Raw genomic sequence first — 15,097 nt, 5'->3', positions numbered from 1 at the left:
AGACACTTGGTGGTATGATAAGTGTAAATTACTGGAGGGTTGTCTGATGGATTTAAATAAGATTTATCAACTGATGGATAAGTTTGAACAAAGCAGTTTATCTAATTTTGAATATCGTGATCAAGAATTTGAAATTCAAATGGGTAAAAAAGGACATGGCAAACCGGTGGTCAATACCCAACCGACACCACTACCAAATGCGCCGGTAGCGCCTGAGGAACCAGTTCAGTCGGCACCAGAACCAATTGTGGATACGCCAGTTGCGCCAACCGCTGAACCGACACCAATCAGTACGCCGGCACCAGCCCCAGTCGAGGACGAAATTGACCCAGCCGAGTGCATTACCGCACCAGTGGTCGGTATCTTCTACCAGGCTCATTCAGCCGAAGAAACGCCATATGTCAGTGTTGGCGATCAAGTCAGTGTCGGTCAACAAGTCGGCTTGATTCAAGCGATGCAAATGATGCGGCCAGTGGTTGCCAAGCAAGCTGGTCAAGTTAAAGCCTTGCTAGTTGAAAATGGTGATGAAGTTAACTTTGGTCAGCCATTAATTCAATTAATTCCTGATAATCCAAGTGATATTTAAGCAAAAGTGTTAGTTGTCTGCAATCTGGCAACTAACACTTTTTTTGACCAATGTAAAACACCCGCCACAATCCGTGACGGGTGTTTTAGTAAACGATTGAGTTAGTTTTGACGCCGCTTGATTAAGGCTTTGCCTAAGCCAAGGGCGAGACCACTAAGTGCTAAGAGTACGGCTCCAGCAGCGGCGATGTGCCGTGTGGAACTTTCATCAGTTTGTGGTAATTTGTCCAATGAGTTTTGATCTTGAGCAGCAACTTTTTTAGCGGCGTCCTTGAGGCTAACTTGTTCATTGGCGTTAGCTTGTGGTGCAGTACTAGTTGGTGTAGTGACAATCGTATCGGCTTGGCCGTTACTGTTATTGTTACCATTGTTGGTATTGCCAGTGTTGATGCTGTCACCGTTACCATCGGTGTTACCACTACCATTGTTGTCCCCGGTATTAGTATCGCCGTCACCGTTATTGTTGTCAGTGTCCGTGCCACCGTTACCGTTGTTATCACCGGTATCCGTGTCGCCATCACCATCGCCAGTATCTTTGGCAGTAACCGTGACAGTGATTACTTTACTGATACTGTCGCCATTGGCATCGGTATAAGTGTAAGTGACTTTGTAGGTGCCAGGGGTATTGGTATCGACATCACCGTCAACGGTAATTTGGCTAAAGTCTAGCGCATCGCCGTTTTCATCCGTCGCACTAACGAAGTTGTCCGCTGGATTCCAAGTGTCACCGGCCGTAATTGTCGAATCATTAGCATCGAGGCTTGATTTGTTGGAAACGACAATCGTTGCGGTTGTGGCGTACGTTTCACCGGCGCGCGTCATGAAGGTATAGGTTACGGTATAAGTTCCGGTCTTGGTGAGGTCAGTGACCACGTTACCGTTACTGTCCTTAATCGTAATTGCTAAATCACTACCTGCAAGGTCGTTACCCGCGCCATCAGTAGCTTTCTTAACGTTGTCTGCTGGGTCCCAGTTGCTAGTCGTTGAGATTTCTTTGTTGGTTTCATTTAGCGTAATCCCGTAGACAATCACTTTAACTGTCTTGGTCACGACATTACCGGCAGCATCGGTGAAGGTGTAAGTGACGTTATAAGTGCCTGGCGTGTTAGCGTCAACCGTATCGCCACTGACCGTGACATCTTTGAAATCAACGCTGGAACCGTCCGTATCACTACCTGCAAAGTTATCTTCGGCAGTCCAACCATCACCTAATGAAACAGTTTGATCATTGCTGTCGACGGATGCAGTACTTGCAGTCACCGTAATCGTTGCAGTCTTTGTAATGGTTTTCCCAGTTGCGTCCGTGTAAGTGTAGGTGACTTTGTAAACACCAGGAGCATTGGTATCAACCGTATCACCGCCAACTGTGACATCGTCAATTGTGAGCTGATTGCCGTTGTAGTCGGTACCGCTAAAGCCATCACTGACGTTCCAGTTGGTGTTTGGTCCAGCCACTAGGTTGCCATCGTTTGTGTCCAAGCTGGTTTGACTGTCCACCAATTCCCGGATATAAGAACCAGTTGCGTTATTAGCCAACAAATCGCTAGAAGTTAGCTTGTCACCGTTACTATCAATCCAGTTACCAGTGTAGGTATCGTCGGCTGTAATTTCTGGAAGACCAGTATCGGTACTCCAGTTATTCTTACTGCCTAGGATGATCTTTTGTAAATTAGTATTGGTGAGCATGTCGGTCATTGTGGTGACTTTCGACATATCCCAGTTAGAGAAGTCTAAGACGGTCAGACCTTTGTTACCCCAGAACATGAAGCGCATATCGGTCACTTTGCTAGTGTCCCATTTTGAAACATCTAGGGCAGTTAAGGCTGAGTCGCCATCAAACATATCATACATGGTTTCGACATTTGAAGTGTTCCAATTTGAGACATCTAATGTTGTTAACATGAAATCACCGACGAACATACCACTCATATTAGTGACTTTACTAGTGTCCCATTTGCTCGTATCTAAACTTTGCAATTTTTCCATGTAGGCAAACATGTTCTGCATGTTGGTGACATTGCTAGTGTTCCAGTTAGCCACATCTAGTCCATCAAGTATCCAAGTGCTATTGAACATGAAGCTCATGTCAGTGACGTTACCGGTATCCCAGTTAGCCACGTCCAGATTATTGAGGACATTTGCGCCCCAGAACATGTGGTTCATATCAGTAACACTGCTGGTATCCCAGTTAGCCACATTGACGTTGGTGAGTCCAATAGCGCCATTGAACATGTAACTCATGTTGGTGACTTTACTCGTATCCCAGTTACCGGTGTCCAAATTGGTTAATTTTTCAGCGTAAGCAAACATGTATTGCATGTCGGTGACTTTACTGGTGTCCCAGTTAGAAACATCTAAGCCGCTGAGAACCCAAGCACTTTGGAACATGAAACTCATGTTGGTGACGTTGCTAGTGTTCCATTTCGAAACGTCCAAATACTGCAGGGCGTTAGTCGTATAGAACATATAGCTCATGTCGGTAACTTGACCAGTGTCCCAATTAGAAACGTCTAGATTGGTTAAGGAGTTATTTCCAAAGAACATATAATTCATGATCGTCACATTACTTGTATCCCAATGGCTAACATCCAATGAGGTTAACATGGTATTACCGGTAAACATGCTGGCCATAATCGTGACTTGAGACGTATCCCAATTAGAAACATCTAACGTTTTTAGCTTGGTATTGTAGAACATGAAGCCCATATTAGTCACGCTACTGGTGTTCCATTTACCAACATCTAATGAAGTGATGAGGCGATCATAAGCGAACATGTTATTCATATTCTGAACTTGACCAGTGTCCCAGTTACCAACATTCACTGTTACTAGGCTGGTGTTGTTAGCAAACATGAAGCCCATATCAGTCACCTTACCGGTATCCCATTGGCTGACATCAATCGTGGTCAAGGCAGTGTCACCAGAGAACATACTGCGCATGCTTGTCACGTTACTAGTGTTCCAATTAGCGAAACTGACAGATACTAGGGCAGTATCACCCATAAACATTCCCGCCATATTGGTTACTTTACTGGTATCCCATTTACTAAGATCCAAACTAGTTAGTGAACTGGTTCCATTGAACATTGCACCAGTATCAGTGACCTTGCTAGTGTTCCAATTACTGACGTCCAATGTTTTAAGTGAACTAACGTGATAAAACATTGATGCCATATTTTTGACTTGACTCGTGTTCCATTGTGAGATGTCCAACGATGTTAGGGCACTGTCGTTTGCAAACATTGATTGCATAGTAGTGACATTACTAGTATTAAAGTTTTTTGCATTAGTAATTGTCGTCAAATTAGTTAAATCTCTAAAGAGACCAGAAGAATCTGATGCGCCATTAACAGTGTCTTCAAAGTTGATTTCCTTAATTTTGTTGGCGTAGGCTGCCCAAGGATTTTTGCCATTAGTATTGACGAAAGTTCCACCACTGATATGCAAGACGCCGTTACTGTCGATACGCCAAGCACTGTCACCATAAGTCCCGCTAGCAATATCATCCGTTGCCGCTGCCCGAACGGTAACGGATTCTGGTGTAGCGACTTTGAGGGTGTCTTCACTGGTGTTTGGAACAGTTTCAAGTGAGTCATCTTTAGCCACATTGGTGTCAGTATCGGACTGGTCAGAAACGGTTGTGTTGTCATCATTTAATATGGTCTGATCATCACCGTTAGTGGTTTCATCTGGATTAGTGGTGTTGGTTTCGTCAGGTGCCGGTGTTTGTTCGCCGTTACTATTGTCAACATCAGTGTCGCTATTATTGACCTGACCGTCATTAGTTTCAACTTGATCAGTGGTCGTGGTGCTCTTGTCAGTCTGATTGTCACTAGTTGTATTTGTGTCCTGGTTACTATCATTGGTTATAGTTGTCGAACTATCTTCAGTCACTTCGGTTGTTTTCTTGTCGTCTGAGCCATTATCAGTAGTAGGCGTCATATCCGAAGTGACTTCGGTATCGCTAGTGACAGCTTTCGTATCATTGTTAGCGGTGTCATTTTCGGTCGCTTCAGTTGTTACACTTGTATTCGTGGCTAATGGTGTGGTTTCAGAGCTTTGGGTGCTAACCTGACTAGTCGTTACGATTGGTGTTTCGGTAGTAGTATCAGCGTGAGCGTTTAACGTGTTAATTTGCCAAGTAAAAGCAGCCAATCCGGCAAAAACCCAGAAACGGCCTTTTTTGTACATCTTGTAATGAACCTTGGTGTTAGTTGGTTGTGTCATGATTAAATCCCCTTATAAATTATTTCACCTATTAAAGTGTTACAGGTAGCTTCTTAGTAAACTGTTTTAATCAGTTTGTTTTGACAAACACCTATCAAATAGGTGTGATCAATAAGTAAATGAAGTTACTGGTAAACTTTGATGGTGTTGCTTATTGTGGTGCTTAACTATCTATAATTTGTATTTTATATCAATATATTTATTTGTAAACCGTCCAAAAATGCCGAATAAACGCCTTTATACAAGTCATTAGGGAACAACATAAAATTATGTTATTGAAGAAATTTAAGCACCAAAATGGGAGATTTTAGAATTAGAAAACGGTTTCAAATGGTGTCTTAATTAATTAAAAAACCTAATTATTGTCAAAATCGATAAACTGATGTGATTCGTATAGGCTGAGACTGATTCTTTAAAGTCAACCAAATACACCTCCGATTCAAGCTATTTCCTACATACTATGTTCATGGTATAAAATAATTAAAATATAAAATGAAATTGTAATTGTTTTTAAAAAAATCAACTAACGATTTGGTTATGTCGATGTATATAGACGGTTTCGGAAAACATTTATTATTTTTTGAAACTTATTGTTAATAAATTGGACTAACTCATTTAGCGATGTAAGGTGGCCATTTTGGCTTGGATCGCTTTAGGGTTAGTTATTTTGAAAGTGATTCCTAAATTGGAAATTTTTGGTGGTTTGAGAAAAAAAGTATCGACTGAAATGCTACACCGTTTTTTTTGCGATTCAATCTTGAAGAAATTGTGAATGTGATGAAGAAACTGTGAAGCGCAGTTTGATTAAAAAATAAATATCTGTAATAAACTGTTCAGATAAGCTTATCAAGAAATTAAGTTTAACCAATGTGAGAAATCCTTGAAACTGATTTAATCAGTTTCATTTTGACGAACTGTTAGACTGTTAAATACGGGTTAATGAATGAAACAGACATTTCAAAAAAGCGGCATGGATTGCTGTGGTTAAGGCTTTTCTGATGGCATGAAAATTAGGCGATTACCAATTAAGTTAATCGTGATTACTGCCTTATCAGGATATTATTTATTCGTTATATTGACAGATGAATTCAAAGATTGTTAATAAATTCAACTAAAATTCATTTGTTGGAATATATCGGAAAATTATGTATTATGAAGCCGTCGGGAATGATTAACAACGTTAACTTAGAACGTCAGACACTGTGTACGCGCATTAATAGTTTGATTAGTGCTGATAAAAAGCTAGGGTTGCATCTCGGTATCAATCAACTTAGATCAACTGTTTTATTAAATTCTGAAAGAAGGCATCATCGTGAAATCTTTACAAAACAAGGCGTTTAAGGGCGACCCTAAACTGCGTTACAAAATGTTTAAAGTGGGTCGAACCTGGGTCTTTATGACTATGGCATCCTTTGCCTTGACTGGTGGCATGCTCGTTTCGCATGCTGACACCACCGCACAAGCCGATACCGCAAGTACAGTGACAACTTCAAGTACCGAGGGGAGTAGTACGGATAGTGCTGCTAGCACCGAGGTGAGTGATTACGAAAATGCTGCAATGTTAGCGGCTGACACTGCCGGTAGTTCATCTGTTGAAAGTTATGCTTCAAGCAGTGCGGCAAGTAGCTCCGCTGCAAGTAGTACGGCGTCGAGTACTGCAACTAATAGTAGTTCTGCTGCAAGCAGCACCGCATCAAGTGTCGCTACAGATAGTAGCTCTGCCGCAAGTAGTACGGTATCAAGTACTGCGGCTGACAGTAGTTCAGCTGCAAGTAGCACAGTTTCAAGCAGTGTAACTGATAGTAGTTCCGCTGCAAATAGTTCGGTTGCAGACGATACCGCAACTTCAGACACAAAAACTGCCCAAAACAGTTTAAAGGGGCTTGCTGACGTTGTGACATCAACAGATGCCACGACCGCTGCCACCAACTCAGCGATTGATGCATATGCCGCGACTTCAAATGCCAACACTGACAGTACTGCTGCTAATGCCGCAGCCTCGTCAGCAACTTTGGCATCATCATATGCCTCTGAAGCTAGCTCATATGCGAACTTAGTAAATACCTTAGAGACACAAAATGCGTTAAGCGCTGCTTCGAGTGCCTATCAAGCTGCTTTGAATAGTGCCGCATTAGCAAATCATTACAATAGTTTAGCTAATATGTATCTGAACGCTAATGATGCCGGGGTTGGTTCAGTTGCTGGTAATGCAATTGACTATGCAACGGCTTCATCAGCTGCGGTTTCTGCTGCAGCGGCTGCTAGTTCATATGCAACGGTTGCTTCATCTGCAACAGACGTCGCAAAAACGGCGGCAACTTCTGGCGTGGTAAGTTTGGCAAGCAGTACTTATGCCGCTGCCAGTTCAGCTGCTAATGCTGCAACGAGTGCTGCTAATGCCGCAACTGAGGCAGCTAACAGTGCTTATCTTGCGATGCAATATGATAAAAACAATGGCAATGTTTCTTCAGCTTATGCCGTTGCAAGTGGCGCAGCAGTTACTGCATCAACAGCAGCTTCAACGGCCGTAGCCGCTGCCACGGCGGCTTCATCAGCCTACGCAGCCGCAATTGCTGCTGCTACTGCTAATGATTACACTGCCGGTAGCACCGCTTATTCAGTAGCAACTGATAATATGAATACCGCGATTAATAATAATTCTGCGGTTGCTGCTGCTAATGAAACTGCGCAGTCTTCCGCGACTTATGCAAATTCTGTTGCGGTTTCAGATGCTGCTTCATCAGCTGCCAATGATACTAACGCAGCCAGCTCATCTGTTACTGATGCGACGACTGCTGCCAGTGATGCTGCTACTTATAATGGGACACAGGCGTCAACCTATGCGTCATTAGCTAATGCTGCTGCGGATGCCGCTTCATCAGCTTATGCCGTTGCCAGCTCAGCAACCGAAGCTGCTGCAATTGCTGCTTCACCAAAAGAAGCCAACTCGTTAGCTCGGGTGGCTGCCAATGCCGCAGCAGATGCCGCAAGCTATGCTGCCACAGCACAAACCAACGCTGCGTTAGCTAAAGAATTTAGTAACGACGTTTCTGGCGAACAAGACGCTAATTCTGGCGCAAGTTCAACTTTAACCACCAGTACTGAAACGGTTAAAGTCGGTAGTAATGCCAAATTAGCTGCAACGGTTACCGCAGTCAATGGTAGTGGTATTTTAGCACCAAACTATTCGATTAGTACTTCAACGTATGTTTGGTATATGTCAACTGATGGTAAAACTTGGACCAAAGTTGAAAGTGATGGCAGTGCTTATCTTTCTTATATGATGACTGAAGCCGGGACTTATTATTTCCAAGCCTATGTTTCAGGTAAAAAGTCGACTTTAGTACAATCTACTAATTATACGGCTTCTTCTAATGTTATTACGATCGTAGTCACTGATCCAAAAGGTTCTTACGATGAACAAGCTAGCAGCTCAGCAGACTTGGCAGGAAGTTATGCTTCAGGCGCTAGTTCGAATGCCGACATGGCTAGCAGTGCTATTTCAGCAGCTAGTTCAAGTGCCAATCTGAGTGGTTCGCTGGCTAGTTACTATGCAAGCCAAGCAAACTCAGCTTATAGCAATGCCAGTTCATATGCACAACTAGCTTCTGGCGCCGCAAGTGCAGCCCAAGCTGCGCATGACCAAGTTTCTGGTTATGAAACTACTGGTGATTACGTTACTGCTAGTTCATACGCCGCTAATGCCGCGAGTTATGCCGCCGCAGCCAGTTCATATGCTGCTTTAGGCAGTACCGCCGCTTCAGCTGCATTAAGTGCGATTACTGAATCATTAAATCAAGCCGTTAACGAAGGTGGTGGGACTGAAGCTGGGGATTATTTAGCCTCCAGTTATGCCAATGCCGCTTCAGCCGCTGCTGAGAATGCCAAAAACCAGGCTTCACTGGCATCTTCACATGCTAATGATGCCGCGAACGCCTATATTTCTGGCGCGAACTTCAATGCTGGTACTGATGGTTATTCATCAGCTGCTAGCTCAGCAGCCTACGCTGCCAGCTCATACGCTGCTTATGCTGCTAACGCCTCTAGTTTAGCGGCTTCATATGCGGCAACTGGCGATTATGCCAATGCCGCTCGTCAACAAAGTTATGCGTCACTTGGGCTGACCTTGGCCACTGAACAATTAAACGCTGCTTCAAATGCAGCTGCAGCGTTAACTTCAACAATCGTGAATACTGAGACTGATTATTATAATTCGGTCGCTCAAGATGCGTTGAACGCTGCGTCGGATGCGTCGTCAGCCGCTGCGATTGCAGGATCAACAGCTGATTCAATCGCAAATACAACGGGCACTAATACCGCACTTGGGTCATCATATGTGTCCGCAACGCAAGACTACGCTAAGGATGCATCCAGTGCCGCTGCCGAAGCAAATGCTTCAGCTTCACAAGCTGCTAGTTATATGACACAAGCGTCAAGTGCGGTTGCCGCTGGTAACTTTGCAGATGCGAGTTCATATGTCAATCTTGCAAGTACGGCAACGGATGCGGCTACTTCATACGCTGCAGTAGCCAATTCAGCCGCAGCGGTTGGTAAAGATCTTGCTACCAGCGCAGTTGCTTATTCTAATGACCTATCCAATCCAAAATATGATGAACAAGGCGATGCAAGCAGTATTTTTGGGATTGTTGTTTCCGGTGGCTTTACAACTCAGCCGGCTGCAGTCACCTCAACTACTTCTGGCAATACAATTACCTTATCTGTTGCTTCTGCAACTGGTTTGGGTGCTATTAATACTGGTAGTAAAACGAGTTGGTATGTACAAGTCAACGGAACGTGGATGTCAGTTGCCGATGCAGTAACTGCTGGCTATTTAACTAGTCAATCAGCTACTGGGAGCAATCGTGCCGCATCAAACACTAGTACTTTGACTGCACAAATTGCGAGTGACTTTACAGGAACGATGGTCTTCCAAGCTTACACACAATATGGCAATCTTGGCGCTTATCTTTTCTATAACTGGGGTAGTAATTTAGCCGAAGTTGATGTTTATGATAGTGATATTCCTGCAACTGATATTTCGGTTAATGGGAATGATTACCTTGTGTTACCAACTGATAACTCAAATGATAGTGACGTTACCGGTCAATATACGGCAACCACTAACCCAGGTAATGCGACTGGTGAAATAACTTGGACTAGCAGCAATCCTAACGTTGCGACTGTTGATGATACTGGTCTAGTTACTGCTGTAGGTGCTGGGACAACAACTATCACAGTTACGATTACTAATGCGGATGGTTCAACTTATTCTTCATCAAAGACGATCACTGTTGGTAATGGTTTAAGCGATAAAGAAGTTTCTACTGGTGATGACTTAACTTGGGTCCCAGAAGGTAATACAACCAGTTCTGATAGTGATGCAACTTATCAATGGTATTACTCAGCTACTGCTGATGGTGAAGGCACCGCACTTGATGGTCAAACTGGTGCTAATTTAAACCTTAACAATATTACAGCAGGACAAGCTGGTTATTATTACTTGGTTGTAAATACCAGTGTTACGACAGATGGCAAGACTAGCACACAGACTGTTACCTTAGGACGTGCTTACCTAACTGTTGATTCAATTCAAACATCTACAGCTAGTTCTGCAGCAAGTGAGGCTGTAGATCATGCCAACGCAGCTGACTCTTATGATAAAATTGCGAGCTCATATGCAGATGTCGCTGGTCAATACACGAATCAAAACTCTAGCTCAGCATCGTATGCTGCTGAAGCAGCCAATGCTGCGAGTGATGCCGCCGAAGCTGCGAGTGAAGCTAACTCTGCCGAAGCTGCTGCAAGCACAGCCGCTGCAAATGCAGATTCTGCTGAAGCAGCCAATGATAATTCGGCCGCTTCGAGTCACGCGCAAGCAGCCAAAGAAGCTGCCTCAGCTGCTTCATCAGCTAAGAAGAAAGCTTCAAGTGCTGCCGATAAAGCCGGTTATTATGCTTCCTTAGCAGCCGGTGATCAATCAGATACTGATACGGATGCGGATGCTGATACCGATACGGATACGGATACCGATACCGATACCAATACCGACACAGATACCGATACGGATACGGATACTGATACTGATACGGACACGGATACGGATACGGATACTGATACCGATACCGACTCAGATACTGATACCGATACCGACACGGATACCGATACCGATACCGATACGGATACGGACTCAGATACTGATACGGATACTGATACCGATACTGATACCGACACAGATACTGATACGGATACCGATACGGATACCGACACAGATACTGATACCGATACTGATACTGATACCGACACGGATACCGATACCGATACCGATACCGATACAGATACCGACACGGATACCGATACTGACACTGATACTGACACCGATACTGACACGGATACCGATACGGATACGGATACGGATACGGATACCGATACCGATACCGACACAGATACGGATACCGATACGGATACCGATACCGACACCGATGGTGATGGTGACAATATCAATACTGGTGACCAAAATAACGGGTCAAACGGTAGCAATTCCGGTGACCAAAATAACGGGTCAAACGGTAGCAATTCCGGTGACCAAAACAACGGGTCAAACGGTAGCAATTCCGGTGATCAGAACAACGGGTCAAACGGTAGTAATACTGTGAACTCCGGTAATCAAAACAATGGTTCAACTGGGAATGGTAGCGCCGACTCTGCTAATGGCATGGCCGACCACATCACCAATACGGATCATGTCTCTGGCAATGATAAAAACCAATTAGGTTCAACCTACAACTTGCCACAGACTAATGAAGCAAGCACTAACCCAGCTACGGTTGGTGGTGCAGTCTTATTAGCCCTTAGCAGTTTGGCTGCATTGCTTGGTCGCGGGTTCAAGAAACAGGACCATACAAAATAGTGCCAAAGATACTGTCTAGTTTGAGATTAATAATGTTGGTTCGTTAAGCTTCATAAAAAATTCCCAAAATATTACTAAATTTATAAACGTTCTAACACATGCGTTAATCATTTAGGCAGTACAATTGATTTGAGCGTCAGAACGGGTTATTAACCCGTTTTGGCATACATATGGGAAAAGTTAACTCTGGAAAGGTGTGGGTGTTAAATTGCAACGGACAGAAATTAATCAGTTGAAGCAATCTATCAGAAAGTTAGGAAACTTATACGATCCAAGTACTCAGACGGTTACGTTGGTCTTATCAGTGTCTGAGCGGCGACATCGAGCCAAGGTTGAATTTATTCATGAGGCTACTTTTAGCACGGCATGGCGCGCCGTTGCGGACATACTGACTAAAACTGCTCAGAACGCATGGGTTCGTATTGAAAGTGTACAGTCTGTTCAGAAGTTATCGCGTGCACAATTCGAAGCCCGGTTGGCAAAAGTCGAACGAATGAACTATTGGCGAGATGGCGTTAGTTTTGATCCATCGTTCAAAACGGCCTTGTTAGAGATGGAAATTAATGGTCAGGCCATGTTTAGACCAAGCAAGGAGCATAAGATCGGTCGTAATTCTGCTAAAGCGTGGGTGGATTATGAGCGGTTAGTGCCATATTTAAAGCGCCGAGATGGTGACTTGGCAGTAGATGTCACGAAGACGGCGTCAGTTTGGACCTTTACCACAGCAGGAATTTTTACCACCGGTGGTCAGATCTGGTCGTTAGAAACTACGGAAACTTGTGCGAAAGGAATTCGTATTTTGACCGATCCCGAAGCGGAGATTAAGCAAGTCATCGACGATGGTGAGCGCTTCTTAATCAATCAGTTGAAACCCACCGGCGAGTTTATTTACGGCTACTACCCTAGTCGGCAACGTGTATTGACGAGTTATAACTGTGTTCGTCACTTTTCTTCATTATATGCTTTGCTAGAGGCCATTGAATTCACTGGCCGGACGGAAGATTACAGCAAGATTAAGCAGGCAATCCAATGGGGATTAGACAATGCCACAGTTGAAGTGGATGGTGCTATTTTTATTGATGATAATGGCGAGCTTAAATTAGGTGGTCAAGCGTTACTCATGCTGACCCTGAGCAAATACCAGGACGTGACTGGTGATGAGACCTTTATGCCAGTGCTAATGCAGGCTTTCAAAGGTGTGCCACATTTTATTCAGGACAACGGAAAAATGGTGCATGTTTTAAATCCTGATTTAACGCTAAAAGCTGCGTATCGGATTATTTATTATGAAGGTGAAGTGGTCTTTGGCTTAGCCCGACTTTACGAGCTGACTAAAGATGAAGCGGTGTTGGCACTAGTTAAGCAGATTTTGGACTTCATGGTTGCCAATGATTACGGCCGTTATCATGATCACTGGATTTCATATGCCATTAATGAAGCGTTGTTAGTTTTCCCTGACAACCGCCAATACATGGCCTTGGGATTGAAAAATGTGTTCATTCATCTCAAGTTTATTGAAGAACGAGAAACGACGTATCCGACCTTGTTAGAGCTGTTGGATGCCGCCGTTAAAATGACGGATATGGTTAAAGCTAGTGGTAATGATGATTTACTAGCACCCTATGATTTACGGCGGTTACGTCAAGCCTTGAAATATCGGGCAGAGTATGAAGTGACTACGGGAAGTTTCTTACCTGAAATTGCGATGTATTTATATGCACCTTCAAAATTTATCGGTGGTTTTTATGCGCGGCATGATAGTTTTAGAACGCGGATTGATGACTGTGAGCATTTCTTATCAGGGTTGATTAATTACTATAACTATACTTATCGGCGATGATTAAACTAACTTAGAGAGGAATTTAACATGATTTATTTTATTAATGAATACATTCTACCTAAAAATTCTAGCGTTGAGCATCGGGCCATCAAACGGGTCAAGTTGTTTAATCATTACCATAAGCCTGCTCAAATTGTGACCAAGGTTTATGATCGGCTACAACATCGCACACAGGCCAGCTTTGACTTAGCTGATGATCAGATCTTGAATATGTTTGACTATTTTCAGGATGCGACGGCTGTGGAAACTAAGGTAATGCACACCGAAGATTTAAATCTTCCGGTGGAATATGCCGTCGAAGTGGGATCAAACTTCAGTCGGGTTTTTGATGGTGACGACTTAGTTGAAAATGTTGGCTTTATTCCGGGTACGATTGGCCGCGTTTTCTACCAAGAATTTTTGGATAATCAAGGCAATCGTGCTTCCACTGATCTCTGGGATTGGCGGGGTTTTAAATCGGCTACCCAATATTTTGGGCAAGACGGTAAATTGACTATGGAGCGTTATTACACGCCCGCCGGAAAAATTGTTTTAGAACAATTTTTCGTGGCAGACACAGCAGGGAAACCCTTAGCATCGCGGATTATTTTAAAAGACTATGCTGGACAAGCAGAACGTTTCTTCCAAAATCCAACAGCTTTGTTTAATTTCTTCATTAAAGAATTGAGCCACCGGGATTCTGAAAAAACGACCTTTATTAGTGATCGTCCTGGGACCGGGGTAGAACCACTGTTAGCCTTGAATGATGATTCGCAAAAGTTTGTGATGGTTCCGGTTTATCATACTAAAGACATTAACGATCCGTTACATGCGCCATTAGATGGTTTCTTACAACCAGCATTTGACAATCTGCAACATTTCACCGGCTTTATTACGGATACAGAGAGTCAGAAACGACACTTGGAACAACGTTTTAATGCGATATCTGTCACCACAATGCCAACAGTCGCAACGACTGCGCTTAAACAGTCTCATTTGGTCCCAATTACTGACCGGCATCAACAGTTACTATACGTCGGTCGTCTAGCACCAGACCGTCAATTGGACCAGTTAATTCGGGTGGTCGCATTAGTACGTGATCAAGTCCCAGATGTTCAGTGTGACTTATACGGCTTTGGTGATCCAGATTATATTAAGACGTTGACTGAGTTGATTGACTCATTGAAATTAACGCAACAAGTTCATTTGAAGGATTACGATCCTCATTTGGCAGATCACTATGATGACTATCAACTATTATTAAATACTGAACTTGTGAATGGTGGGCCGTTAGCCATGACTGAGGCGATGGCACATGGGATTCCAGTGATTAGTTATCGCTTTAACTATGGTCCGCGTGATTTTATTAATGATGGTGTTGATGGTTATGTGGTACCTGCGGGTGATCAATTGGCGATGAGTCAACGGATTATCACGTTTTTACAACATCCAGATCAACTGGCAAACTTTAGTGAAGCGGCATTTAAACACATTCATGAAAACCAGACGCACTTAAAAGTTTGGCATCGTTGGCAACGATTATTGGGACGCTAGGAGGT

General features: G+C 43.6%; 5 protein-coding genes. 4 read left to right on the top strand and 1 reads right to left on the bottom strand.

Annotation, left to right across the window (positions count from 1 at the left end):
* The first annotated feature begins 46 nt into the window (after nt 1-46).
* A complete protein-coding gene (locus FFM64_RS10000) occupies nt 47-586 on the top strand; it encodes an acetyl-CoA carboxylase biotin carboxyl carrier protein (protein ID WP_137607879.1) in 540 nt (179 codons plus the stop codon).
* Nucleotides 587-687: 101 nt separating this feature from the next.
* Here the strand turns inward: FFM64_RS10000 and FFM64_RS09995 are convergent, their stop codons facing one another.
* On the bottom strand, nt 688-4,812 hold the full coding sequence (locus FFM64_RS09995) for a BspA family leucine-rich repeat surface protein (protein WP_137607878.1): 4,125 nt from the start codon (nt 4,810-4,812) through the stop codon (nt 688-690).
* Nucleotides 4,813-6,124: 1,312 nt separating this feature from the next.
* On the opposite strand from FFM64_RS09995, the gene FFM64_RS09990 reads away from it, so the two are divergent.
* The 3 genes from FFM64_RS09990 to asp1 all read left to right on the top strand — a co-directional run bounded on the left by FFM64_RS09990 (nt 6,125) and on the right by asp1 (nt 15,092).
* Complete coding sequence (locus FFM64_RS09990; RefSeq protein ID WP_137607877.1) at nt 6,125-11,719, top strand: KxYKxGKxW signal peptide domain-containing protein; 5,595 nt, start codon at nt 6,125-6,127, stop codon at nt 11,717-11,719.
* 208 nt (nt 11,720-11,927) lie between these two features.
* Nucleotides 11,928-13,559: a glycosyl transferase family 1 gene (locus tag FFM64_RS09985; RefSeq protein WP_137607876.1), complete on the top strand. Its 1,632-nt coding sequence runs from the start codon at nt 11,928-11,930 to the stop codon at nt 13,557-13,559.
* Between the two features lie 27 nt (nt 13,560-13,586).
* Nucleotides 13,587-15,092 carry an accessory Sec system glycosyltransferase Asp1 gene (gene asp1 / locus FFM64_RS09980; protein WP_137607875.1) on the top strand — a complete coding sequence of 502 codons (1,506 nt, stop codon included), beginning with the start codon at nt 13,587-13,589 and terminating at the stop codon, nt 15,090-15,092.
* Nucleotides 15,093-15,097: the final 5 nt, after the last annotated feature.

It is taken from the genome of Lactiplantibacillus daoliensis (assembly GCF_005405005.1).
Classification (GTDB): Bacteria; Bacillota; Bacilli; order Lactobacillales; family Lactobacillaceae; genus Lactiplantibacillus; species Lactiplantibacillus daoliensis.
This window is presented reverse-complemented; position numbering and strand designations above follow the sequence as displayed.

Coding starts and splice junctions, on each gene's coding strand:
- FFM64_RS09995 (WP_137607878.1), bottom strand. CDS start 4,812: ATGACACAACCAACTAACACCAAGGTTCATTACAAGATGTACAAAAAA.
- asp1 (WP_137607875.1), top strand. CDS start 13,587: ATGATTTATTTTATTAATGAATACATTCTACCTAAAAATTCTAGCGTT.
- FFM64_RS10000 (WP_137607879.1), top strand. CDS start 47: ATGGATTTAAATAAGATTTATCAACTGATGGATAAGTTTGAACAAAGC.